This window comes from Sorangium sp. So ce726, from assembly GCF_051521405.1.
Classification (GTDB): domain Bacteria; phylum Myxococcota_A; class Polyangia; order Polyangiales; family Polyangiaceae; genus Sorangium.
The window spans coordinates 10,867,641-10,891,659 of sequence record NZ_CP150349.1; the positions used below are offsets into that span (position 1 = coordinate 10,867,641).

The window sequence follows — 24,019 nt, forward strand, 5'->3', positions numbered from 1 at the left end:
CAGGCCCGTCAGCTTACGCGACCGGCGTACGATGGGATCCGCCTTCCGCGCAACCCTTGCGTCGGCCAGGGAGTCGCGCGGTTGCAACCCCGTCGATGCCTTGGTACGCACGTCGGCGTGCCGAGTGCAGTACCCCAGAACCCGCTCGAGGCCTCCGGAGCGCCGGACGCCGAGGACCGCGCCAGGGAGCGGAGCGGAGAGGCCGGCAGCGCGGCGGAGCCTGGCGCCGCTGTCCCGCAAGACGCGCCGCGCGCGGAGCCTGGCGCTGCTGTCCCGCAGGACGCACCGCGCGCCGAGATCGTGCGCATCGGCGCGGCCGAGGACGTCACGGACGACGCGCTCGACGCCCCCAGCAGACCGGCCACGCCGCCGCTGACCGCGCCGCTGCAGGGCAGTCGCCGGGGTGAAGGCGCTCCGGCCGCTCCCTGGTCGCGCAGCAGCGATCTGCGCGCGCGCGCGGCGTCGACGTGGCCGCCGCAGCTCCCTCCTCCTTCTTCTCGCGGGCGCGCTTCGGCGCCCTGGTCGCGCGGCAGCGATCCGCGCGTGCAGCCCCTGCGGACGCCGTCGCTCATGGACGGCGGTCCCCACGCGGGCCCCGGTTCGACGGACGGCCCGCGGCTTCCACCCGGCCTCAGCCGGCCCCCTCCAGGACCGCACCTGTCGCCGCGCATGACCGCGGTCTTCGGCGGCATTTTCGGCCTCGCGACGCTCACCTCGCTCATCGCGCTGCTGATCCAGGGCGTCCCGGTGCGCGACGAGCGCGCGCTGGTCGCCGCGAGCCCGGCGACCTCGGCAGCAGGTACGGACGAGGCCGCCAGGCCTTCCGCCGTTCCCGAGGTGAAGACCAAGCAGCGCACCCCGCTGCCCGGCCCGTGGCGGATCTCCGAGCTCGGGAAGGATCCTTCCGTGCTCCTGGTGAGCGACGCGATGGACCGCCGGTCGTTCATCACGGCCCTCGACGACAAGGGCGTACCGAAGGCGCAGATCTACCGGATCATGAAGGCCTTCGACGGGCTGCGGAAGTTCGACAAGTGCGGCCGCAAGGACCGGTTCACGGTCGCGATGGATCGCTCCACGCGCCGCGTCCGCGCCTTCGAGTACGAGGTCTCGGCGAGCGAGATCTACCAGGCGAGGGACGACGCGGCCGGGCTGCTCACGGGCGCCACGCTCGACATGAAGATCGCCGAGGAGGAGGTCGTCGCCTCCTTCTACGTGGGGAAGGATCTCGCCAACGCGATCCGGGCGGGGGGCCTGGAGCCCGGCGTGCTCGACGTGATCGACGACGCGCTGAGCGGGCGCATCTCGACGGAGAGCTTCGAGGAGGGGGGCACGGTCCGGCTGATCGCCATCGAGGAGACGGCGCTCGGGATGTTCTCCCGGTACAAGAAGGTCGTCGCGCTCGAGTACCGGCCCCCGGATCCCGCGGAGAAGCCGGTACGCATCTACGACTTCAAGGGGCAGGAGGCTCGCGGCTCGTTCGATGAGCGCGGCCGGCAGCCGCACGCCGGCGGCTGGCGCGCGCCGGTCCCGGGCGCGCCCGTGACGTCGAAGTTCAACCCGCAGCGGATGCACCCGGTGCTGAAGAAGAGGATGCCCCACAACGGGACGGACTTCGGCGCGGCGATGGGAACGCCGGTGTACTCGGCGTATCGCGGTGTGGTCGACTGGGTCGGTCTGGCGGGTCCGAGCGGCAACCTCGTCACGGTGACGCACGCGAACGGGGTCACCACCGGCTATGCGCACCTGTCGAGGTATGCCCCCGGCATCAAGGCCGGCATGAAGGTGGGTACCCACCAGCTCGTCGGTTACGTCGGATCGACGGGCCGCTCGACGGGCCCTCACCTTCACTTCAGCGCGAAGAGGGACGGCAAGTACTTCGATGCCGAGACGCTCCAGCTCGATGGAGAGCGCGTGATGCCCGGCATCGATCGCGCGGCGTTTGCCGCGACGAAGGAAGCGCTCGACAAGCGGCTCGACTCCATTCCGCTGCCCGAACCGCCGCCCGAACCGGTGAAGCAGGAGGCAGCAGAGCCTCCCTCGCCGCCGCCCGCAGCCACCGGCAGCGCAGCCGCCGCAGCCGCCGCGGCACCGGACGTCGGACCGAGCGGACCGAACGAGCAAGAAGCGCAGCCGCCGGAAGGCGCCGGGGACGATGAGGGCGAGCTCATCGAAGGCGCCGATCTCAAGAGCCCGCCGGAAGCGATGTAACGCCGAGCGGGCCGAGAAGTCCGCTCGATGAAACAAGAGAACCCCGAGCGGACCGAAAGGTTCGCTCGATGAAACCAGAAGGCGCGAGGATGCCGAGGGACAAGTTGTCCCGTCCTCGGCGCTTCCGCGGTATCAGGCAGACAAAACGCACCGAGGACGCGGAGGGGATGAACCCTCGCGTCCTCGATGTCCTTGCCATGGCGTCCGCCTCGATGGGCGGCGGCCCAGGCCTGTTACCGCTTCGAGTACTGGAAGCGCTTGCGGGCGCCGGGCTGGCCGTACTTCTTGCGCTCCTTCTTGCGCGCGTCGCGCGTGAGGAAGCCCGCGCGCTTGAGCGACGACCTGCGCTCCGGATCGAGCTCGCAGAGGGCGCGCGCGATGCCGTGCCGCATCGCCTCGGCCTGCGCGCTGTGGCCGCCACCGACCACGGTCGCGTTCACGTCGAACTGATCGAGCAGCTCGAGCAGCTCGAGCGACTGACGCATCACCATGCGCGAGGTCTCGCGGACGAAGTAATCGTCAGCGGGCCTCTGGTTCACCTTGATGTTGCCGGTGCCCGGCGAGAGGAAGACGCGCGCAACGGCGGTCTTACGCTTACCAGTGGCGTACGTTCTCGTTTCCGTCATGGCTTTGCTCAGCTGTAGCTAAGGGGCTGCGGCTTCTGCGCCGCGTGGGGGTGATCGGGACCGGCGTAGACCTTGAGCTTGGTGAGGAGCTCGCGCCCGAGCACGTTCTTCGGGAGCATGCCCTTCACGGCCTTCTGGATCGGGAGCTCCGGCTTGCGCTCGAGCAGGTGACCGTACGACTCGGAACGGAAGCCGCCCGGCTCGCCGCTGTGCCGCACGTAGTTCTTCTGCTGGAGCTTGCGGCCCGTCAGAAGGACCTTCTTGGCGTTCACGACGATCACGAAGTCGCCGGTGTCGACGTGCGGCGTGAACGTGGGCTTGTTCTTGCCGCGGAGCACCGTGGCGATGCGGCTGGCAAGGCGGCCGAGGGGCTTGCCTTCCGCGTCGATCACCCACCACGTACGCTCGTTGCGGGCCTCCGCAGGCTTGGCGGAAAAGGACTTGGGCTGAGGATTCATTGGGCGAAAAACTCCGGAAGGGCGCCTGCCAAAAAGGGGCGCCACTTCTACAAGGCGGCCCTTCGCCTGTCAAGCGTCTCAGGCTTCTGCGGGAGCATCGTCATCGTCCTGCGGGGGTTGGTCAAGCGGGGTCCGTCGACAAGCCGTCGGCGCTCCGTACGTCCCGTACGTCCCGCCTCGCACCGCTGGCGTGTCGCGGGCTCCCACATTTCTCTTGTTTGCCTGATCATCCAGCTTGCCAAGGCGTTGAACCAGGCAGCGCCTTGGCCGCATCGACGGCGAACGAGCTCAAAGCTTCCCCCTCGAACGCCGCGACAGGCAACACTTATAGAAAACCCGACTTCGACTCGACGAGCGGGTACGGCGGTCGAGCGACCAGCCGCTCGGTCTCATCGCTCATCGTTCACGTCACATCGCTCGCCGACGTCCTGCTGGCTCGCTTGAAGGAGCTCATCACGCCAAGGAGTCGATCGACGGTTCAGCTCAGCGGAGAGGGCGGGATTCGAACCCGCGGTACGTTGCCGTACACACGATTTCCAGTCGTGCACCTTCGACCACTCGGTCACCTCTCCCGATACAACTTCAACGCGCCCCGCTTCTGCCGGACCGGCGCCGCTCGCGAGAGAGCGGGCGGTCAGAGCACCCCTGCTTCAATGGGGGCAAGCAGCCAAGCGTAGCGGAGAGAGCGGGATTCGAACCCGCGGTACCCTTGCGGGTACACCTGATTTCGAATCAGGCACCTTCGGCCTCTCGGTCACCTCTCCGCCGGCGAACATGGCAAAGCGGGGCCGGCTGGTCAAGCATCTCCTGACCACCGACCGGTCCGAAGGTGCGCTTTCAGCGCCGAGGCCCCTCGCCAGCAGCCCGGAGCGCGCTCCCGGGGCAGCGCTCGTCGTCCAGCGTGCGGCTCTCTGGCGCTGCAGGATCCGCTGCGCCGCACCGGCGGGCGCGGCCCTACCCCGTCCCGCGCGGCGCCTGCCCTCCACGAGCGGCTGGCCGCATCGGCGCGGCGCCCTCGGACGCAGGCTCGCGATCGCCGTCGGAGAAGGCCTCGGCGCCGAGCGCGGCGCGCGCCGCCGGCGTGCCTGCGCGCGGGAGCCGGATGACGAAGCGCGCGCCTCCGAGCGGGGACTCGAGCACGTCGATGGTGCCGCCGTGATCGACCACGATCTTCTTCACGATGCTCAGGCCGAGCCCCGTGCCGTCGTACCGCGTCGTGACGTACGGATCGAACACCGAGTCCCGCACGGCGGGATCGATGCCCGGGCCGTCGTCGTCGATCGCGATGAGGTGGCTCTGCCCCTCGCTCCGCGCCGAGACGCGAACGCTGCCCCACACAGCGGCGCCCGGGCGCTCTCCGGCTCCTCCGCCGGGCGCCGCGCGCTGCGCGTCGCGCAGCGCCTGCGCCGCGTTGCGCACGATGTTGCCGAGGGCGCGCCGGAGCATCTCGCGATCGAGCGCGGCCGGCATGGGCACGTCAGGCACGTCGAACTCGAGATCGACGCGCCCGAGCAGCGCCTCGTCCGAGGCGTGCTCGCGCTCCGCCTCCTCGACCGCGGCGAAGCGCTCGCCCTGCTCGCGCAGGAACTCCGCGAGATCCGAGGGCTCGAGCTCCGCCCGCGGGAGCCGCGCGAAATTGGAGAACTCGCCGACGAGGCGGCGCAAGGTGCCGACCTCCTCCTCGACGACCTCCAGCGTCGTCTGGAGCAAGCGCTGGTACGCCGGGTCGATGCCCGCATAGCGGCGGTGGCACTCCTCGACGGCGAGCTGGATCGGGGTCAGCGGGTTCTTGATCTCGTGCGCGAGGTGCCGCGCCATCTTCTGCCACTCGCCCATGCGCTTGAGGAACTCGATCCGCGCGCGGCTGCCCTCGAGCTCCTCGAGCATGCGATCGAAGGCGCGGCCGAGATCGGCGACCTCGTCGTCGCCCTGCAGCCCCACGCGCACCGAGAGGTCGCCCTCCGCAACGGGCCGGGTCGCCGCGGCGAGCCGCGCGATGCGGTCGACCACGGGGCGCGCCACGAGCACGCCGGCGAGGATCGCGAGGAGGATCGTCGCGCCGAGCAGGGCGGCGAAGGCGTCGCCGTAGCTCTCGTCGAGGTACTCCTTCCGGTGCTCCCGCTCGAGAGCGTGGTAGGCCTGCGCGAACGCCTGCGCCGCGTCGAGCTCGTCGAAGCGTGCGCTCGGCGCGGCGAACGTCGCGATGAGGGTCCGCGCGTCGCCGTCGCAACCGCCGTCGTCGGGCGCGGGATCGCCGGGCTCGGCGGCGTGGCCGGGCGCGCGCGCGATCGCCTTCCGGACCGTGAGCGTCTTCTCGTGCGCCGGATCCACAGGGCGGCCACGCTCGCGCGCTCCGACGAGCTCGCCGCCGCAGCGCTCGACGCGGAGGGAGACCAGCGCGGGGTGAGCCGCGATGATGCGCGTGAGCTCGCCCTCGAGGCGCTGCGCGTCGCCGGTGAAGGCGCTCTCGCGCAGCGGGTCCGCCGCGACGATCGCGTCGGCCTCGGAGCGCATGCCCTGCTTGATGGCGGCGGCCAGCTCGGCGTACACGCCGAGCGCCCTGTCCAGGTGGACGCCGAACTCGGGCTGGAACGCCGTCGCCGACACCCGCGCGATCACCGTCCTGGCGACCACGATGCTGGCGACGAGCGGGATCAGGGCGGTCACGAGGATGGCCGCGACGACCCGCCGCTCCGTCCTGCCGGGGATGCGCATGCGCGCAGCATAGCCGCGGCCCCGCGCGGGCGCGCAGGCGCGGCGCGGGAGCGCCCGCGCCGAAGAAGGAGGGGCGCGCACCGCAGAGGAGCGCTGCGCGCCGCAGAGGAGGCCGCTCGCCGCGGCGGGGATGCACCGCCGCGAGAGCGGCGTTGCTCGTTACTCGACGGTGACCGTCTTCGCGAGGTTGCGCGGCTGATCGACGTCGTTGCCCTTCAGGTTGGCGACGTAATAGGCGATGAGCTGGAGCGGGAGCACGGTAAGGAGCGGCCCGACCTCGTCCGGCACCTTGGGGATCCAGACGTGGTGCTGAGCGATCTCGAGGATCGACTCGTCGCCCTTCGTGGCGATCGCGACGACCTGCCCCTCGCGCGCCCGGACCTCCTGCAGGTTGGAGAACGTCTTGTCGTAGTGCGCGTCGCGCGGGCAGACGACGATCACGGGGAGCGCCTCGTCGATGAGGGCGATCGGCCCGTGCTTCATCTCGCCGGCCGCGTAGCCCTCGGCGTGCGCGTACGAGATCTCCTTCAGCTTGAGCGCGCCCTCGAGCGCGATGGGGAAGCCGAGGCCGCGCCCGAGGAACAGGACGTCCTTCGCGTGGACGAGGCGCTTCGCGATCGCGTGCACGTAGTCGGCGTCGCCGAGCACCTCGCGCATGTGGCTCGGGATCTCCCAGAGGGCCTGGAGGATCTCGCGCCCGCGCTCCGCCGACAGCGAGTCGCGGCGGCGGCCGAGGTAGACGGCGAGCAGGAGCAGCGCGGCGAGCTGCGTGGTGAAGGCCTTGGTCGAGGCGACGCCGATCTCGGGGCCCGCGTGCGTGTAGAGCGCGCCGTCGGAGAGGCGCGGGATCGCGCTGTCGAGCACGTTGCAGAGCGCCAGCACCTTGGCGCCCTGCGCCTTCGCCGCCTTGAGCGCCGCGATCGTATCGGCGGTCTCGCCCGACTGGCTGATGGCGATCACGAGATCGTCGGGGAAGAAGATCGGCTCGCGGTAGCGGACCTCGCTCGCGAGCTCGACGACCGTGGGGACCCTGGCGAGCTGCTCGATCCAGTAGCGCCCGGCGATGCCGGCGTGGTGGCTCGTGCCGCACGCGACGATGTAGACCCGGCGCAGCTCCTTCGCGAACTCGGGCGTGACCCCCATCTCGGTCGCGTGCACGTCGCCGGCGGCGAGATCGATCCTGCCGCGCAGCGTGGCCTCGACGACGTCGGGCTGCTCGTGGATCTCCTTCAGCATGAAGTGCTTGTAGCCGCCGCGCTCCGCCTGGACGGGGCTCCAGTCGATGCGCTTCACGCGCCGCTCGACCTTCTCGCCGCCGGTCACGGTCTCGATGCGGACGCCGCTCGCGCGCAGCTCGACGATGTCGCCGTCCTCGAGGAAGATCATGTCGCGGGTGTGCGCGAGCAGCGCGGGGATGTCGCTGCCGCACAGCATCTCGTTCTCGCCAGCGCCGACGACGAGCGGCGAGCCGTACCGGGCGGCGACGATGACGTCGGGCTCATCGCGCGAGAGGACCGCGATCGCGTAGGCGCCGTGGACCTGCCGGAGCGCGCCGCGCACGGCCTCGAAGAGCGACTTCGCGCCCTTCTGGAGCTCGCGGTGGACGAGGTGAGCGACGATCTCGGTGTCCGTGTCGGAGAGGAACTTGACCCCCTGGCTCTCCAGCTGCTGCCGGACGGCCACGTGGTTCTCGATGATGCCGTTGTGCACGACGGCCACCGGGCCCGCGGAGTGCGGGTGGGCGTTCACCTCGCTCGGGCGGCCGTGCGTCGCCCACCGCGTGTGGCCGATGCCGGTCGTGCCGTCGAGGGTCCGCTTCTCGAGCGCCTCGCTGAGCTTGATCAGCTTGCCGAGCGTCCGGACGATCTCGATGCCCTTGCCGTCATGAATGGCGATGCCGGCCGAGTCGTAGCCTCGATACTCGAGCTTCCGTAGCCCTTCGACGATGATCGGCGCCGCCTTTTTTGACCCAACGTATCCGACGATCCCGCACATGCTCGCCTCGTTCAGGTAGTGCCCGCGCGCGCCTACGCGTGCGGCAGAAAATGGAACGTTACTCCTGGCACCGGGAGCTGACAGAGAAAATTGAGCCCCCTGACGGTGAACGCCGCGTCGGTCGCGTTGGTCGCGTTGATCGCGCGAAGGTCACAGCCAGGACGAATGCTATCAACGCCGTGATCGAGGCGACCCCAAAAGTGAGGGTGCCGCCCCCGCGCTTGTAGAGCTCACCCCACACGAGCATCCCGACGACGGATCCTGCGCCAGCGCTGGCCGAAAAGAGCCCTTGCGCCGTGGCGAGGATCTCAGGCGGGGAGCGATCCCGCGTGTAGGCGAGCGAGGCGACCCACATCATGCCGAACGAGATCGCGTGGAGCGGCTGGATGGCCAGCAGGGCGGGCCAGAAGCGCACATACGAGAGCAGCGCCCAGCGGAGCGAGGCGCCCGCGAAGGCGAACGCGAGCACCGTGGGCGGAGCGAACCGCTTGAGCAGGGGGCCGGAGAACGCCATGAGCGCGATCTCGCCGGCGACGCCGACGGCCCACGCGACCCCCACCAGCGACTCGGGGAAACCGATGTCGCGCAGGTGCAGCGTGTAACAGAGATCGTACGAAGAGGTGGCGCTCTGAGCCAGGAACGATGCCGCGAGGAACAGGCGGAAATCGTGGCTCTGGAGGAGGGCGCGGGCGCGCTGCCGCACGGAGCCTCCGGCGACCGGAGAGCGCGCCGCGCCCGCGGCGCCTTCGCCTTCGGTGGCCGGAGAGCGCGCCGTGCCCGCGGTGTCGGCCGCTCCGTCGCGCAGGCCGGACCGACGGAAGGGCGCCTCGCCGCGCGCCGGAAGGGCCCACGAGATGGCGAACGCGATCAGCAGGGAGGCAGCGATCGTGGCGGGAAACGCGGCCGGCCGCGCCGGATTGACGAGGGCTCCGCTGGCGATCGCCATCAGCGCGAAGCTGATCGAGCCCCAGAGCCTGAGCCTGCCGTAGGCGATGCCGGAGCTCGCTGACGCCTCCACCGCGACGACGTCGGCCATCGTGAACATCGGCGATCGAAAGAACGCGAACGCGAGCGCCGCGACGAAGAGGCCGCCGAAGCCGAGCGACACGCCGAGCGCCGACGACAGCGCGAGCAGCGCGAACACGACGAAGGCGCCGGCGCAGGCCGCCCGGATCAACCACACCCGCACGGCGAGCGAGTCGGCGATGAAGCCGAACACCGGCGGCGCGATGAGGCTCATCGCCGGGAGCGTCGCCGCGATCGCCCCCATCGCGAGCCCCTGGATCCCCCGCGCCTCCAGCCAGCTCGGGAACAGCGGCAGGTACACGCCGAGGACGGCGAAGATACCGAAGTAGTAAAGCGAGATCGCCCGCGGCGACGGCCTGTGCTCTGAAGGGATGGAAGGTGGCATCGGCTGTGAGCGGCCCGCCCCAAGCGCGAGGGGCGGGCAGCGTGCCGCTCTCTGACGCCCGCCAGGCAAAGGAGCAAGCTCCGCGCTCCGGAAGCGCGGAGCTGCCGTCATTGCCGCTTCTCGATCGCCGTGGGGCGCCCTACCGTACGCGCGGGATGGGCACCTCGGATCTCCGCAACGCTCCGCCCGGAACCTGGTTGCCCGCGCGCCGCCTGGCGCTCTGGATCTTCCAGCCCCTCGAGCGGTTCCTCCACGTCCAGGCGGCGAGCGGCATCGTCCTGCTCATCGCCACCGCGGTGGCCCTCGCGTGGGCGAACTCTCCCTGGGCAGCTTCGTACGAGCGCCTCTGGCACACGCCGGTGAGGTTCGGCCTCGGCTCTTACGTCGTCGAGCACGATCTCCATTTCTGGATCAACGACGGGCTGATGACGATCTTCTTCTTCGTCGTCGGGCTCGAGATCCGGCGCGAGATCCATCAGGGCGAGCTCTCCGTCCTGAAGCGGGCGGTGCTGCCCGTCGCGGCCGCGCTCGGCGGCATGCTCTTCCCGGCGCTCATCTACCTCGCGCTGAACCCGAGCCCGCCGGAGCGCAGCGGATGGGGCGTGCCGATGGCGACGGACATCGCGTTCGCGGTCGGCGCGCTGGCGCTGCTCGGCAACCGCGTCCCGGCGGCGCTGCGCGTGCTGCTCCTCGCGCTCGCGATCATCGATGACATCGGCGCGATCCTCGTCATCGCCATCTTCTATTCGTCGAGCACCTCGGTCGCAGGGTTCGGGCTCGTGGCCCTGGGCATCGCGGGCGTGCTCGCGCTTCAGCGCTTCGGCGTCCGCTCGCCGGCGGTCTACGTCGCGCCCGGCGTCGTGACCTGGGCCGGCCTGCTGAGCGCCGGCGTCCACCCCACGATCGCGGGGGTCCTGCTCGGCCTGCTCACGCCGGTGCATCCGTGGTTCGGCGAGGAGGGCTTCCTCGCCGAGGCCCGGAGGGCGCTGCAGGACTTCCAGGAGCGCGCGACCGGCGGGCATGACGCGCGCGAGCTCACGGGGCCGCTCGCGCAGCTCTCGCAGGCGCGGCGCGAGGCGCTGCCGCCCGTCGTGAGCCTGGAGGCCGCGCTGCATCCGTGGGTCGCCTACGGGATCATGCCGCTGTTCGCGTTCGCCAACGCGGGCGTGAGCCTCGGCGACGTGCACCTCGGCGCGGCGGGCTCGACGCGGCTGCTGCTCGGGGTCGTCCTCGGCCTGATGCTGGGCAAGCCGCTCGGGATCATGGTCGCGTGCTTCCTGTCGGTGAAGCTCGGCCTCGCCGCCCTCCCGCGCGGCGTCCTCTGGCGAGGCGTGCTCGTCGTGGGATGCGTCGCGGGTATCGGCTTCACGATGGCGATCTTCGTCGCGGGGCTCGCGTTCGGAACGGGGCAAAGGCTCGGGGTCGCGAAGCTGGCCGTCCTGCTCGGGTCGCTGTTCTCGGCCCTGGTCGCGATGGCCGTCGGCAAGCTCGTGCTCCGCCCCGCGGAGGCAGGCCAGATCGCCGCGACGGCCGATGAGGCGGAGGCATCGACGGAGTACTGATCGACCGGGGCCTCGGAGCGCGTGACGGCGGTCGCCGCAGAGGGCAGCGCACAAACGAGAACGGCGGCGCCTCTGGGGAGAGGCACCGCCGCTAAAACGTCGGCCTAGTCCGGCTCAGTACCGATCGCCGCCGCGACCGCCACGGCCGCCGCGGCCGCCACCACCGCCGCCGCCGTAACCGCCGCCGCCACCGCCACGGCCGCCGCGGCCACCACCGCCGCCGCCGCCGCCGTAACCGCCGCCGCCGCCGCCGCCGTAACCGCCGCCGCCGCCGCCGCCGCCGCCGCGCTGGACCCGCTCCTCCGCCTCGTTCACGCGAAGCGGACGGCCGTCCATCATGGCGCCGTTCATGTTCTCGATCGCCTGCTGGGCCTGCTCAGGCGTGCCCATCGTGACGAACCCGAAACCACGCGACTGCCCACTCTCGCGGTCGGTCACGATGTGTACATCCGTCACCTCGCCGCTCTGAGCGAACGCGGCCTGCACGGAGGCCTTGGTGGCGGAGAAGGGGAGATTACCAACGTAGAGGCGAGTACCCATGACACTGATTCACTTCACGGCTCTGCGAGATGCGTCAGCTTCGGTGCCGAACAGTGCCCTGCCGCCCCGATGGAGCCGTGGGGGATCGAGGGGGGGCGGCGCTGGGGAGGAGCCCCCGGTGCGCCACACGTTGCGTCGTCCAGTCCGCGATCAATCCGCGATCCCCGAGAAGAGAAGCGTCGTGTCGAGTGCCAGTGACGTTCGTGACCAGCCGATAGTAACCAAATGTCCCCACCGCGCAAGCGCTCGAAGCGGCCTCCATCGCCGTGACGCTCGCCCGGACGTCCCGAACAGCTGCCGCGCGGTCGCGCTCGCTTCCCCACGGGGTGGGCGCATGTCAGCGCCTCGCAGGGCGGCGGAAGGTGGCGCCGAGATCCCAGCCCTCGCCGCTGGCGGCGCGCGCGAGCGCGATGTCCGGCAGCACGCCGCCCGCGATCCGGACCTCGGCGATCACGCCGAGGCGGAGCGTCGCGGTGAGCGAGCGGGGGGCGGCGCTGGGCACGAGGCGGGGCGGGTGACGGGCGAGGTCGAGGGCGCGGCTACGATCGTCGGCGGTTGCGAGGGCGAGCAGCGCGCCGAGGGGCCCGGGGCCGAGCGGGCGCACCAGCTCGATCGCGAGCGTCGCCTTCCCGCGGGCGCGGCGGCGCCCGAGCTCCGCCCGCGCCACCGGCTCCGCGGTGACCTCGTGCCCAGGCCGCGAGAGGATCGGCGCGACCGCCTCGGCGACCTCGACGAGGTGGGCGGCTGACTCGTCCACGAGCAGCGACGCCGGGGGCCCTCCCCACGCAGGATCGCCGTGCGCCCTCGGGAGGCCGACGAGGCCGAGGTGCGCGAGGCGCTCGGGCGGCAGCGCGTCGACCAGCCGCTGCGCAACGCCAGGCTGACCGAAGGGCCCGGCGTCGGGGCCCGTCGTGAGCACGATCCACCCGGCGACGCCCAGATCGAAGCGGACGGCGCCGCGGCGGTTCGTGTGGAGGCCGGCGCCGAGCCAGCCGAGGTCGTCGCGCTCGGTCTCGAACGCGCGCAGCGAGGTCGTCAGGTCCTCGGAGCGGATCACCTCGATCGCGTCGAGGAAGGCGGCGCCGCGCGCGGCGACGTCGTTGCGCGTCAGCGTGATCTGCGCCGGGCCGACGTCGGCCCGGAACGCGCCGGTGCCATCCGGCGCCGCGGGGTCGAAGCCGCGCGGCAGGAGCGCGACCATCGGCGACGCGAGCGCGCGGGCGACGCGGGCGGGATCCGCGCGCGGGAACACCGCGGCGAGCGGATCCCTCGGGTGCCGCTCGGGCCTCGGGATGTCGGCGAGCGCCGCGGCGGCGCCGCGAGCGCGGGCGCGCTCGACGGAGCTCACGATGTCGCGGCCGTCGAGCTTGAGCAGGCGCGCGGTGCGCAACCCCTCACGAAGGCGCACGACCGCGCCATCCGCCTCACGCGACGGCAGCGCGGACGAGAGCGTCGGGTACGGGTTCCCGGACGCATCGAGCCCGTAGAGGCTGTCGGCGATCGCCGGCGCGAAGAGCGCCGCGGCGGGATCGCTCAGATCGTGCGGATCGAGCGAGCTCGTCGGCCACGGGAGGTGCATCGAGAGGCGGCCGCCGAGCGGGGTGCGCCCCATCGCACGCGCGACCTCCGGGAGGGCGGCCGCGCCGAGCAGCGCGCCGGCGCCGCCGAGGAAGGCGCGGCGCGGGAGGCTCACCGCACCACCCAGATCTCGTCCGCCGTCGCGACGGCGAACGGGGCGCGCCCGGCCCCGTCGGGCGGACAGACCGCGAGGGCGCGCACCCCCGCCGGCGCCGGCAAGCGCAGGATCTCCTCGGGCGCCGCGCGGGCCGGGCCCCCTTCCCGGCGCCGCCACGACCAGACCACGACGGCGTCCTCGAGCGGATCGAGGACGTCGAGGCTGGCGAGCAGCTCGGGCTCTCCATCCTGATCGAGATCGCCGACCGCGAGCTGCGCCCCGGCGCTGCCCACGACCTTGCGACGGCCCGCGCTGTCCCGGAGCTCGACCGCGCCGCGCTCGCGCGTCGCCCAGACCGCGAAGGGCTCGCCCTGCGCGGACAGGAGCTGCGCCGACGCGAGCGCGTCGTACCGGCCGGAGAGCGCCGCGGTCGCCGGCGGGGGATCCGCCGGGGCGCACGGCCCGAGCGGGCCCGTGAGGAGCGGCCCCCACGCCGTCGTGCAGGCCGAGCCGCCCGCGTCCGGGATCGCCAGCCCCGGGAGCTCGGCGAGCGCCTTCAGCTCGCCGTCGAAGCGGACGCTGCGCGCGCGGTCGGTGAGCCCGACGTCGGCGAACGGCGGCAGGAGCTCGCCGTCCCTCGCGCGCTCGACGAGCGTGGCGAACGCGAGCGGCTCGCGGAGCGGCGCCGGGTGCACGGCGACCACGTCTGGCCACGGACGCGACGCGAGCGGCACGACCCGGCCGCCGCGAAGACGGAGCGTCGTCACGCGCCGGCGGCTCACGCTCAGGAGCTCGATCGCCCCGTCGGCGTCGAGATCGCCGCACGCGAGCGCGACCACGTCGCCCTCGAAGTTCTTCGCGCGGTCGACCCTGGCGGCGACGAGCGGGATCGGCGCCAGGAAGCTGCGGATCTCCGCGTCGAGGGGCGCCTCGGCGTAGGCGTGGGCGATGGGCCCCGGCTCCGGGTCGCGGATGCGCGCCCAGACGGTGCGCGGCACCGGGTACACGTCCGCGGTGACGCGCAGCCGCCCCGCCGCGATCTCGACGACGAGGTGGACGAGCGCCGCGTCGTCGCGCGCCGCCTCGCGCGCGAGCGGCAGCGGGATCGGGTCCTTCTGCGCGCGCACGCCGGCGCCGAGCTTGCCGGCGACGTGGGCGGCGAGCGTGGCCACAAGCTGGGCGCCGCGCGGCGCCGGCGCGTCGGAGACCAGCGGCGCGGCGGCCACGAGCGCGCGGCCGTCCACGGCGTCGAGTGAGCGCACGAGCGCGTCGACGGCGCGAGCCAAGGCCGAGCGCGGCGGCCTCGGCGCCGGCGCTGCAGGAGGCGGCGGCGCGGCGGGCGGAGGAGACGGCTGCGCCGCCGCGGGACGCGCGAGCGCGAGGAGAGCGACAAGGAGGAGGCCCCGGGGCGACAACGGCGACATGTTATGCGCGTCCGTGGGCCCGGGGCCAGAGCCGTAGCCCCGCCGGCACCACGATGAGCGCGACGACGAGGCCGACCGCGCTGCCCAGCGCGCCGACCCGGCCCAGATCGCGGAGGCCGTCGAAGCCGCAAAACGCGAGCGCTGAGAAGCCCGCGGCCGTGGTCAGCGCCGTGGCGGCGATCGCCGGCCCCTCGCGGCGCAGCGTCTCGCGGATCACCGCGTCGCCGCCGCCCGCCGCCTCGATGTCGCGGGCGCGGTGGAGCAGGAACATGCCCTCGTCCACCGTGATCCCGAGCAGCACCGGGATCACGAGCGCGTCGTACGCGTGCAGGGGGATGCCGAGCACCCGGATCAGCAGGAGGACGAGGGAGATCTCCGAGGCGACGACGAGCGCGGCCAGCGCGATGTCGCGCGCGCTGCGGAGGGAAGCGGAGAGCGCCAGCAGCACGAGCGCACCCGCGACGAGCGCGATCCTCGGCATGTCGTGTGCGAGCGTCTCGCGCAGCGACGCCTCGAGCCGGCTGTAGCCGGTGAGCATGGCGCGCGGATCCTCCTCGCGGAGCGCGCGCTCGATCCGCTCGACCGATCCGGTCTCGCGGGGCCGCACGTACAGCGCGACGAGCGCCTCCCCCCCGTCCGCCCCGAGGTAGCGCGAGAGCAGGATGGACGCGGGGCCGCGCTCGAGATCGGAAAGCGCCACCTCCTGCCGGGGCGGCGCGCGCATCCCGTCGAGCACCGCCGAGAAGCGCTCGGGCGCGAAGCCTGTGTCGCGGAGCGCGCGCGCGAGCTCGTCGGCCCTGGAGGGCAGATCGAGCGCGTCGCGCGCGGCGAAGCGCTCGGCCTGCGTCGGGGCGGCGGGGGCGAGCGCGGTGAGCGCGTCGACAGCCTCCACGTCGGCCTTCATCGAGGCGAGGCGCTCCGCGATCCGGTCGCCCCGCGCGCGGGCGCGCTCCTGGTCGCCGTCCGCGACGAGCACCACCCACTGCCCTCGCCGCCCGCCGAACGCCTCGAAGATCTCCTGTTGTACCTTGAGGGGCTCGAGCTCGGCCGGCCTGATCGCGACGATGGCCTCCGCGAGCGGCGGCGAGGCGCCGAGGGCGACCGCCGCGATGGGGAGCGCCGCGAGCCCAGCGAGCGCGAGCGCGCGGCCGCGGGTGCGGGTGAGCCGATAGAGGCCGTCGGTCCAGCGCGCCGGCGCCTCGAGTGGCGGGGTCCCCCGCTCGAGCCACGCGCCCACGGCCGGCGTCACGAGGACGATGGCGATCGCCGTCAGGACCTCGCCCGCGGCGCACAGGAGCCCGAGCTGCCGGAGCGCGTTGATGTCCGACAGCGCGAGGGCCCCGAACGCCGCCCCCGCGGTGACGGCGGCGATGAGCACCGCGCGGGAGGTCCGCGCCCTCGCAGCGCGCGCGGCCGCCTCCGGATCGAGGCCCTCGCGCCGCGCCTCGAGCAGCGCGGCGTAGACGTGGACGCCGGTGTCGACGCCAACGCCGACGACCACCGACATGAAGGCGACGGCGATCGCGCTGAGCCCGCCCGGGAGCGTCGTGGCGAGCCCCGCGGTCCAGAGGGTCCCGAGCACGAGCGGCGGCATCACCGCGGCGAGGGCGCGCAGGCGGCGGAAGAGCAGCGCGAAGACGACGGAGGCGAGCAGCATCGAGAGCGACCCCGAGATCGCGAGATCGCGCGTGAGCATCGCCTCGGTCGCCGCGGCGATGGCGTGCCCGCCGGTGAGCCCGAGCGTGAGCCTCGGGTGCGCCGCGCGGATCGGGCCGAGGACGGCGTTCGCGTCCGCGACGAACGCCCGCGCGTCGGCGCCGCGGAGCGCCTGCCCCGCTGGCTGCACCAGGACGAGGTGCACCTTGCCGTCGTCCGTGGCGAAGGCGCCGTCCGCCTGCGTGCGCACCCCGGATCCGATGTCCGCGGACTCGAAGACGAGCTGAGAGAGGCGCAGCGGGTCGGCCGCGATCGTCTCGGCCGCGGCGCCGCCCCCCGGCGCGAGCAGCATGGCGCGCGTCTCGGCGAGGCGCTCCCGCATCCCCTCGGGCGAGAGCGCGGCGGCGAGGCGCTCTCGCACGCGCGCGTCCGCGTGCCGGAACGCGACCCACGGATCGAGCGAGCGCGAGACATCGATCCGATCGGCGGCGCGCTGCACGGTCGGGCGCGCCGCGAGGGCCCGCGCGATCTCCGCGGCCACGGCCGCGTTCTCGTCGGGATCGTCGCCCTTGACCATCACGACGCCGAGGTCACCGCCCCCGAACCCGCGCACGTACCGGCGCAGCGCCGCGGCGTCTCCGCGCTCCGGCAGGAGCGAGGCGACGTTCGGCTCGAGCTGTAGCCGCAGCGTCACGGCGGCGAAGGCGGCGAGCGTCAGCGCCGCGAGGACGACGATGACGACGAGGCGGAGCGGCCGGCGGGGGGCGTCCGCGCGAGCCGACGGAGGCGGAGGAGGTGCTGCCATGGAAACGCCGGGCCGTGCCCGGCGCCGCTCCTCTACCCTCACGCCCGCCTCGCCGCGAGGACATCCACCCTCACGTCCGCCTCGCCGCGAGGCCCCCCACACGGACCCTGCTCCCGAGCTCACAACGCTTGCGCTCGCGAGGGCGCCGATTCATCCCGGCAGCATGGAGCTCCCCCCGATCGTCCTCGCAGGCAGAGCCGTCCTGCGGAAGCCCGCCGCGCCCGTCCCGCCCGAAGAGATCGGGACGAAGCGGCTCAAGCACCTCGTCTCGACGATGGTCTCCGTCATGCGCAAGGCGCCCGGCGTGGGGCTTGCGGCGCCGCAGATCGGCGTCGACCAGCAGGTGATCGTGCTCGAAGACAGCGAGGAGCTCATGTCCCGCCTCGCGCCAGGCCAGCGCGCCGAGCGCGGCCGCGTGCCCTTCCCGCTCCGGGTGATCATCAACCCGACGCTGAGGGTCCTCGCGCCGTCGCTCCCGGACGCGGCAGGCGCGGAGCGGGCGACGTTCTTCGAGGGCTGCCTGAGCGTCCCGGGTTACATGGCGCTGGTCGAGCGCGATCTGTCGGTCGAGGTGAGCGGCGTGGACGAGGACGGCAAGGAGGTCCGGTGGGAAGCGACGGGCTGGCCCGCGCGGATCCTCCAGCACGAGGTCGATCACCTCCGCGGCACGCTGTACGTCGATCGCATGGTCACGCGCTCCTTCTGCAGCAACGAGGAGGCGAAGCTCTTGCTCAGCCTGTCCGTCGCCGAGGCGCGGGCTGCGCTCGGCGCGTGACCGCGGCCCGGCGCGCCGGGAGGCGAGCGTGCTCGACCGGTGGGCGCGCGCTCACGGCGAGGGCGACGCGCCGGCGCCGCGCCCGGCGCTGGCGACGAGGGCTTCCACGATCCGCTCCATCCTGATCCCGCGCGAGCCCTTCACGAGCACCAGATCGCCGCGCTCGACGATCTCCTGCGCCCGGGCCGCAGCGGCGTCCGCGTCTCCGGCGAACCACGCCTGCACGCCGGCAGCCTCGGCAGCGCGCGCGATCCGCGCCGCATCGCCGCCGACGGCGATCAGCGCGGCGGGGCGCACGGCGCCGACCTGCTCGCCGAGCGCGTCGTGCTCCGCCGCCGCGAGCGCGCCGAGCTCGCGCATCTCGCCGAGCAGCAGGACCAGCCGCTTCCCGAGCGCTTCGGCGACCTCGACGGCCGTCCTGAGGGACGATCGCATCGACAGCGGGTTGGCGTTGTAGCTGTCGTCGATGACCACGGTGCCGTCCGGCAGCTCGCGGACGGACAGGCGCCCGTCCCCTGGCGGCGCGAGCCCTGCGGCGGCGCGGGCCGCCCGCTCCGTCGAGAGCGGCTCGCCGACCGCCTCCTCCACGACGGCGACGGCCGCCGCCGCCGCCAGCGCCCCCGCCTCGCCGAGCAGCGGGACGACGAGCTCCAGCGCTTCGCCTCCCCGCTCGATCCGCACCGAGGTGCCGCGCACCCCGACCGGCCGCCTCCCCGCGATCCGGATCCGCGCGCGCTCCCCGAAGCCGTAGGTGATCCGCCGCGCGGCTCCGGCGCGCTCGAGCTGCTCGACCACCTTCGCGTCGTCGCCGTTGCCGAAGGCCACGCCCTCGGCCGGCAAGGCGGCGAGCAGATCACCTTCTTCGGCGGCGACGTCGTCCAGCGTGCCGAGCCCCTCGGTGTGCTCGACGCCGATGGACGTCAGCACGGCAAGGTCCGGCCCCGCGATCCGCGCGAGGGCCGCGACCTCGCCGCGCTGGTTCGTGCCGATCTCGACGACCGCGAAGCGATGGCGGTCCTCGAGCCCGAGCAGCGTCATTGGCAGCCCGATGGCGTTGTTCAGGTTGCCCGCTGTCGCGTGCACCTCGCCGCGGCCCACCCCCGCGAGCAGCGCCGCGATCGTCCGCGTCGTCGTCGTCTTGCCGGCCGAACCGCCGATCGCGACGATCGCCCGCGGCCCGTCGGGGTGGGCGCCCGTCCGCCATCGCTCGCGGTGCGCTCTGGCCAGCGCCCCGAGCGCCGCGAGGCCGTCGTTCACGAGCACCGCGCCTCCTCCGGGCGGCAGGGCCACCTCCCGGGAGACAAGGAACGCGGCCGCCCCGCGCTGCGCGGCGGCGTCGAGGAACCTGTGGCCATCGAAGCTCTCGCCGGCGAGCGCGACGAACGCCGCTCCTGGCGCGATCGTCCGGCTGTCGGTCGAGACGCCCCGCGCGTCCGGCCCGCTCCTCAGCACGCGCCCGCCGGTCGCGCGCGCCAGCTCGTCGAGGGAGAAGGGGGCAAGGTTGTGCGGGATCGGCGTCGCCATCGCGGGCGATCACCAGCACGGAACGAGGCGCGGGGCCAACGAATCGCCTGCGGCGCGCCCCGTGTGTGCGGCGTCGCGCCGCCTCAGCGCCGGGTCTTTTCCTTCTCGACCTCGTCGTAGATGTCGTCGCTCTTCGGCCGTGGCCGCGCGGCTGGGCGGGGCGCAGCGGGCGCGCTGGGGGCCGCTGTCACGCTCACGGTGGGCTCTGGCGATGCCTCGGTGGCCGTGGGCGGCGGCTCCTTGTAGTCGATCGCGATCGGTCCTCCGCCGCGCATGCTCTGCCACAGCGTGATCGTGATGAGCGCCAGCAAGGCCACCGCCAGGACCACGCTGAGCACGATGATGAGCGTCCTGCCGCCCTCCCGCCGCCGCGGCACGACGGCGGCGGGTGGCTTCTGCGGTTCCGGGCGCTCCTGAACGAAGGTCGACGGGAGCGCCGGCATCTCGAGGCGCGCCGACGTGGTGGCCCACGGGCTCTCGGCCGGGGGCATGGCCGCGCCGTCCCACCCGCCGGCCGCCTGAGGCGCGCCGTGCGCCGCCGCGCCGTCCCACCCGCCAGCCGCATGAGGCGCAACGTGCGCCGCCGCGCCGGGAGCAGCGCTCATCGCCGACGCGGTCGCAGCGGCCGGTGGCGGCCCGGCCTGAGCCGACATCCCCGCGTGCAGCGAGGGCAGCGGCGTGCGCGCGGCCTCTGACACGGCGGGCGCGGCGGCACCGAAGCCAGGGCTCGCGAACCCGGGCGGCGCTGCTGGCGCAGGCGGCTGGCCGGCGTGAGGCGATGGCATCGGCGCGCGCGCGGCCTCTGGCACAGCGGGCCCGGCGGCACCGAAGCTGGGACCCGCGAACCCGGGCGGCGCTGCCGGCGCAGGCGGCTGGCCGGCGTGGACCGATGGCATCGGCGCGCGCGCGGCATCTGGCACAGCGGGCCCCGCGGCACCGAAGCCGGGACCCGCGAACCCGGGCGGCGCTGCCGGCGCAGGCGGCTGCGCCGCGCTCGCGCCCATCCGGTCCGTGATCGGCGCCGGCTGGAAGGCCACCTGGCTCGGAGGCACCGGATCCGACTGCGGCGGCGCCGAGATGAACGGGAGCGCGCTCGGAGAAAAGACGCCGCTGGCCGAGAGCACGTCCTGCTGCGAGACGAGCCCGGGCGGAAGGGTCCCTCCGCGCGCCGAGACGTTCGCCGTCGGCGGCTGGGTGTACCCGGCGGGAGCTGGCCCTGAGAACGCCGGCGCCGGCATGGCACCCGAGAACGCGGGTGCCGATGACGCCGACCCCAGAAACGCGGGCGCCGACGGCACCGGCCCGGAGAACGCGGGCGGGCTCTGCTGCTGAAGATGCGGGCTCAGCGCGTACTGTGCGGAGAGCGGGCGCAGGGCGCCGGGCGCCATCAGCGGCGGCACGGGCAGCGGCCGGAAAGGGATCCCCGAGCCGTGCGCCGACGAGAGCGGCCGGCCTGGCTGCGCCGCCCTCTCACTCTCGGGGGCTCCCCATGGAACGTGTTTGTCGGTCATCCGCGCGCCTCGGAGGGACCGCCCACGCGACCCCTCCGCCTCACACTGAAGCGGAACAGCGCTCTCAATCTACCCCCAACTCTCGGCGTGCGGCCATCCTTCTGACGCGTCGCCCCGTCCCCGCGAGGCGCTGCCGCTCGTTGGCGCTGGCGCCACGCAGCGCCGCGCCGTGACGACACCGCCCGTCACGGACGCAGGATAGCGACGCCAGGGGTGCGCTCCTCGGGTCGGCTCGGTGAAGAGCGAGCTCGTCCCGCCACCGAGGCGCTCACGAGGCGCGCGCTCCTTCTTCGGCGCCAGCGGCGCGCACGCCGCTCCGGCGTACGCGCTGGTTCCAGAGCGCGAGGCGTCGCGCGCGGTCAGCCCTCTCCGGCGTGGGCGTCTCCGACGGCAGAGCTCGGACCGAGGCGCTGTCCACGCTTGTCGGGAACTCTCGACATGGCCGCAGCCCGCCGTGGACAGGCGTGGCGCTCCCGCCGGGGCGCGGGCATCTGCCGCCGCGGGGCGGCTGTCGACCGCGGCAGCACAGTGCTATGGCACGTCGCGATATGGCCGCCGAGACGATGGACCCCCGCGCCTCCACCGAACCTTCTCCCAACGAGCCGCGTGAGCCCGCGCGCTACGATCATGCCGCCGTCGAGCCGCGCTGGCAGCGCGCGTGGGAGGAAGGCGAGACCTTCCGCGCCGTCCGCAGCGCCGACGCCGCCCGCGCGAAGCGCTACGTGCTCGACATGTTCCCCTATCCGTCAGGGTCGGGGCTGCACGTCGGCCACCCCGAGGGGTACACGGCGACCGACATCATGTCCCGCTACTTCCGCACGCGCGGGATCGACGTGCTGCACGTCATGGGCTGGGACGCCTTCGGGCTGCCGGCCGAGCAGCACGCCCTCGAGACCGGCACGCACCCGGCCGACACGACGGCGCGGAACATCGCGACCTTCAAGCGCCAGCTCAAGATGCTGGGCTTCAGCTACGACTGGTCGCGAGAGCTCTCCACGACCGATCCGCGCTACGTGCGCTGGACGCAGTGGATCTTCCTCCAGCTCTTCAAGAAGGGGCTCGCATACCAGGACGAGGTGAGCGTCAACTGGTGCCCGGCGCTCGGGACCGTCCTTGCGAACGAGGAGGTGATCGACGGCAAGAGCGAGCGCGGCTCGCACCCGGTCTACCGGACGCCGCTCAGGCAATGGATGCTCCGCATCACCGCCTACGCCGATCGCCTGGCGGAGGATCTCCGCCTCCTCGACTGGCCTGAAGGGACGGTGGCGATGCAGCGCTCCTGGATCGGCCGCTCGGAGGGCGCGCTCATCACGTTCGAGGTCAAGGGATGGGGCAAGGGCTCGCTGAGCGTGTTCACGACCCGCCCCGACACGCTGATGGGCGTCACCTACGTCGTGCTCGCGCCCGAGCACCCGCTCACGACATGGCTCACGAGCGCGGAGAGCGGCGCGTCCGAGCCGCGCCGCGAGGCGGTGCGCGCGTACGTGGCGGCCGCGGCGGGCAAGAGCGATCGCGATCGGCTCGCCGCGGCGGCGAGGGAGAAGACCGGCGTCGACACCGGCCTCGTCGCCGTCCACCCCATCACGGGCGTGGAGGTGCCGATCTGGGTCGCCGACTACGTGCTCGGGGGCTACGGCACCGGCGCCGTGATGGCGGTGCCCGGGCACGACGAGCGCGATTTCTCGTTTGCCCGCACCCACGGGCTGCCCATCGTCGAGGTCGTGAGCCCCGACGGCACCCTGCACGACCAGCTCGAGGCCGCCTACGTCGACCCGGGCGTCGCGGTCCGGAGCGGCGAGTTCGACGGGCTCGCGACGGAGGAGTGCAAGCGCGCGGTCATCGCGCGTCTCGAGGCGCTCGGGCGAGGCAAGCGCGAGGTGAACTACAAGCTGCGCGACTGGGTCTTCTCGCGCCAGCGCTACTGGGGCGAGCCGATCCCGATCTACTTCCCCGTCGAGCTCGCCGATCCGCAGGGCGATCCCAGGAAGGGCGCCGCGCACACGATCCGCTTCGATCAGCCGATCGCGGTCGAGGAAGCCAGCCTCCCGATCGAGCTGCCGCCGCTCGCCGACTTCCGCCCTGGCGACGACCCTGCGGGCCCGCTGGCGCGCGCCGTCGACTGGCGCTTCTTTCAGCGGGACGGCAAGTGGTACGCGCGCGAGACGAACACGATGCCGCAGTGGGCGGGCTCGTGCTGGTACTACCTTCGCTTCCTCGATCCGCAGAACGACGCCGAGCCGTTCTCGGAGGCCGCGTACGACGCGTGGATGCCCGTCGACCTCTACGTCGGCGGCGCGGAGCACGGCGTGCTGCACCTCCTCTACGCGCGCTTCTGGCACAAGGTGCTCTACGACCTCGGCCATGTGAAGCACCCCGAGCCCTTCGCGAAGCTCGTCCATCAGGGGATGATCCTCGGCGAGGACAACGAGAAGATGTCGAAGTCGCGGGGCAACGTCATCAACCCCGACGACATCGTGCGGGCCCACGGCGCCGACGTGCTGCGGCTGTACGAGATGTTCATGGGCCCGCTCGAGGCGGTGAAGCCGTGGCAATCAGCGCAGATCCAGGGGGTGGTCCGGTTCCGGGACCGCGTGTTCGCGACGTGCACGCGGCCGCTCTCGGACGCGATGGACGACGCGACGAGCCGGCAGCTCCACAGGACGATCAAGAAGGTGACCGGCGACATCGAGGCGATGGCGTTCAACACCGCCATCTCCGCGATGATGGTCTTCGTGAATCACCTGAGCTCGCTACCTTCGCCGCCGCGCGAGGCGGTCCTCCGGCTGATCCTCCTCGTCTCCCCCTTCGCGCCGCACCTCGCGGAGGAGCTGTGGCGGCTCACCGGCCACGAGCGTTCGCTCAGCTACGAGCCATGGCCCACCTACGACGAGGCGTTCTGCGTCGACGATGTCCTGGAGATCCCGGTGCAGGTGAACGGCAAGGTCCGCGGTCGCGTGATGCTGGCGAAGGCGGCATCGGAGGAAGAGGCGCGGGCCGCCGCGCTCGGCCTGGAGAGCGTGGCCACCCTCGCCGCGGGCAAGCAGCTGAAGAAGTTCATCTACGTCGCGGGGAAGATCGTCAACATCGTGGTCGGCTGACGCTCCGGCGCCGCCGGGAGAATAATAACGAGCGCG

15 protein-coding genes and 2 tRNA genes are annotated in these 24,019 nt (G+C 73.1%); 4 read left to right on the top strand and 13 right to left on the bottom strand.

The window, feature by feature from the left end:
- Positions 1–81 precede the first annotated feature (81 nt).
- Entirely contained in the window at positions 82–2,208 is a 2,127-nt protein-coding gene (locus tag WME79_RS40410; RefSeq protein WP_437526049.1) for a peptidoglycan DD-metalloendopeptidase family protein, read from the top strand.
- A gap of 233 nt (positions 2,209–2,441) precedes the next feature.
- On the opposite strand, the gene rpsI is transcribed toward WME79_RS40410, so the two are convergent.
- The 7 genes from rpsI to WME79_RS40445 all read right to left on the bottom strand — a co-directional run bounded on the left by rpsI (position 2,442) and on the right by WME79_RS40445 (position 9,413).
- On the bottom strand, positions 2,442–2,834 hold the full coding sequence (gene rpsI / locus WME79_RS40415; RefSeq protein WP_272102704.1) for a 30S ribosomal protein S9: 393 nt from the start codon (positions 2,832–2,834) through the stop codon (positions 2,442–2,444).
- An 8-nt stretch (positions 2,835–2,842) separates the two neighbouring features.
- On the bottom strand, positions 2,843–3,292 hold the full coding sequence (rplM, locus tag WME79_RS40420; protein ID WP_012240013.1) for a 50S ribosomal protein L13: 450 nt from the start codon (positions 3,290–3,292) through the stop codon (positions 2,843–2,845).
- 487 nt (positions 3,293–3,779) lie between these two features.
- Positions 3,780–3,864, bottom strand: a tRNA-Ser gene (locus tag WME79_RS40425).
- A gap of 105 nt (positions 3,865–3,969) precedes the next feature.
- Positions 3,970–4,056 (bottom strand) — tRNA-Ser (locus tag WME79_RS40430).
- A gap of 190 nt (positions 4,057–4,246) precedes the next feature.
- Positions 4,247–6,007, bottom strand: coding sequence for a sensor histidine kinase (locus tag WME79_RS40435; protein ID WP_437526054.1), 1,761 nt, complete (start codon positions 6,005–6,007; stop codon positions 4,247–4,249).
- 159 nt (positions 6,008–6,166) lie between these two features.
- Positions 6,167–8,002, bottom strand: a complete 1,836-nt coding sequence (gene glmS / locus WME79_RS40440) for a glutamine--fructose-6-phosphate transaminase (isomerizing) (RefSeq protein ID WP_437526057.1) — start codon at positions 8,000–8,002, stop codon at positions 6,167–6,169.
- A gap of 58 nt (positions 8,003–8,060) precedes the next feature.
- Positions 8,061–9,413, bottom strand: coding sequence for an MFS transporter (locus WME79_RS40445; RefSeq protein WP_437526059.1), 1,353 nt, complete (start codon positions 9,411–9,413; stop codon positions 8,061–8,063).
- Positions 9,414–9,568: 155 nt separating this feature from the next.
- Between WME79_RS40445 and nhaA the strand changes: the two genes are divergently transcribed.
- Complete coding sequence (nhaA, locus tag WME79_RS40450; protein ID WP_437526061.1) at positions 9,569–10,975, top strand: Na+/H+ antiporter NhaA; 1,407 nt, start codon at positions 9,569–9,571, stop codon at positions 10,973–10,975.
- Positions 10,976–11,089: 114 nt separating this feature from the next.
- Here nhaA and WME79_RS40455 read toward each other — a convergent pair whose 3' ends face one another.
- The 4 genes from WME79_RS40455 to WME79_RS40470 form a co-directional block, all read right to left on the bottom strand.
- Positions 11,090–11,515, bottom strand: a complete 426-nt coding sequence (locus WME79_RS40455; RefSeq protein ID WP_437526064.1) for an RNA recognition motif domain-containing protein — start codon at positions 11,513–11,515, stop codon at positions 11,090–11,092.
- Positions 11,516–11,852: 337 nt separating this feature from the next.
- The gene (locus WME79_RS40460) at positions 11,853–13,208 is read right to left on the bottom strand and encodes a hypothetical protein (protein WP_437526067.1); all 1,356 of its coding nucleotides are present in this window, start codon (positions 13,206–13,208) and stop codon (positions 11,853–11,855) included.
- The gene (locus tag WME79_RS40465; RefSeq protein ID WP_437526070.1) at positions 13,205–14,614 is read right to left on the bottom strand and encodes a hypothetical protein; all 1,410 of its coding nucleotides are present in this window, start codon (positions 14,612–14,614) and stop codon (positions 13,205–13,207) included. Before WME79_RS40465 ends, WME79_RS40460 begins: the two co-directional genes overlap by 4 nt.
- Position 14,615: 1 nt before the next feature.
- Positions 14,616–17,075, bottom strand: coding sequence for an MMPL family transporter (locus WME79_RS40470; protein ID WP_437526073.1), 2,460 nt, complete (start codon positions 17,073–17,075; stop codon positions 14,616–14,618).
- Positions 17,076–17,238: 163 nt separating this feature from the next.
- Here WME79_RS40470 and WME79_RS40475 point away from each other — a divergent pair, with 163 nt between their 5' ends.
- Positions 17,239–17,850, top strand: coding sequence for a peptide deformylase (locus WME79_RS40475; RefSeq protein ID WP_437526076.1), 612 nt, complete (start codon positions 17,239–17,241; stop codon positions 17,848–17,850).
- Between the two features lie 51 nt (positions 17,851–17,901).
- Here WME79_RS40475 and WME79_RS40480 read toward each other — a convergent pair whose 3' ends face one another.
- The gene (locus WME79_RS40480) at positions 17,902–19,374 is read right to left on the bottom strand and encodes a UDP-N-acetylmuramoyl-tripeptide--D-alanyl-D-alanine ligase (RefSeq protein ID WP_437526078.1); all 1,473 of its coding nucleotides are present in this window, start codon (positions 19,372–19,374) and stop codon (positions 17,902–17,904) included.
- Positions 19,375–19,457: 83 nt separating this feature from the next.
- A complete protein-coding gene (locus tag WME79_RS40485; protein ID WP_437526081.1) occupies positions 19,458–20,885 on the bottom strand; it encodes a hypothetical protein in 1,428 nt (475 codons plus the stop codon).
- 533 nt (positions 20,886–21,418) lie between these two features.
- Here WME79_RS40485 and leuS point away from each other — a divergent pair.
- Positions 21,419–23,983, top strand: coding sequence for a leucine--tRNA ligase (gene leuS, locus WME79_RS40490; protein WP_437526084.1), 2,565 nt, complete (start codon positions 21,419–21,421; stop codon positions 23,981–23,983).
- The last annotated feature ends 36 nt before the right edge of the window (positions 23,984–24,019 follow it).

Coding starts and splice junctions, on each gene's coding strand:
- rpsI (WP_272102704.1), bottom strand. CDS start 2,834: ATGACGGAAACGAGAACGTACGCCACTGGTAAGCGTAAGACCGCCGTT.
- rplM (WP_012240013.1), bottom strand. CDS start 3,292: ATGAATCCTCAGCCCAAGTCCTTTTCCGCCAAGCCTGCGGAGGCCCGC.
- WME79_RS40435 (WP_437526054.1), bottom strand. CDS start 6,007: ATGCGCATCCCCGGCAGGACGGAGCGGCGGGTCGTCGCGGCCATCCTC.
- glmS (WP_437526057.1), bottom strand. CDS start 8,002: ATGTGCGGGATCGTCGGATACGTTGGGTCAAAAAAGGCGGCGCCGATC.
- WME79_RS40445 (WP_437526059.1), bottom strand. CDS start 9,413: ATGCCACCTTCCATCCCTTCAGAGCACAGGCCGTCGCCGCGGGCGATC.
- nhaA (WP_437526061.1), top strand. CDS start 9,569: ATGGGCACCTCGGATCTCCGCAACGCTCCGCCCGGAACCTGGTTGCCC.
- WME79_RS40455 (WP_437526064.1), bottom strand. CDS start 11,515: ATGGGTACTCGCCTCTACGTTGGTAATCTCCCCTTCTCCGCCACCAAG.
- WME79_RS40465 (WP_437526070.1), bottom strand. CDS start 14,614: ATGTCGCCGTTGTCGCCCCGGGGCCTCCTCCTTGTCGCTCTCCTCGCG.
- WME79_RS40470 (WP_437526073.1), bottom strand. CDS start 17,075: ATGGCAGCACCTCCTCCGCCTCCGTCGGCTCGCGCGGACGCCCCCCGC.
- WME79_RS40475 (WP_437526076.1), top strand. CDS start 17,239: ATGGAGCTCCCCCCGATCGTCCTCGCAGGCAGAGCCGTCCTGCGGAAG.
- WME79_RS40480 (WP_437526078.1), bottom strand. CDS start 19,374: ATGGCGACGCCGATCCCGCACAACCTTGCCCCCTTCTCCCTCGACGAG.
- WME79_RS40485 (WP_437526081.1), bottom strand. CDS start 20,885: ATGACCGACAAACACGTTCCATGGGGAGCCCCCGAGAGTGAGAGGGCG.
- leuS (WP_437526084.1), top strand. CDS start 21,419: ATGGCACGTCGCGATATGGCCGCCGAGACGATGGACCCCCGCGCCTCC.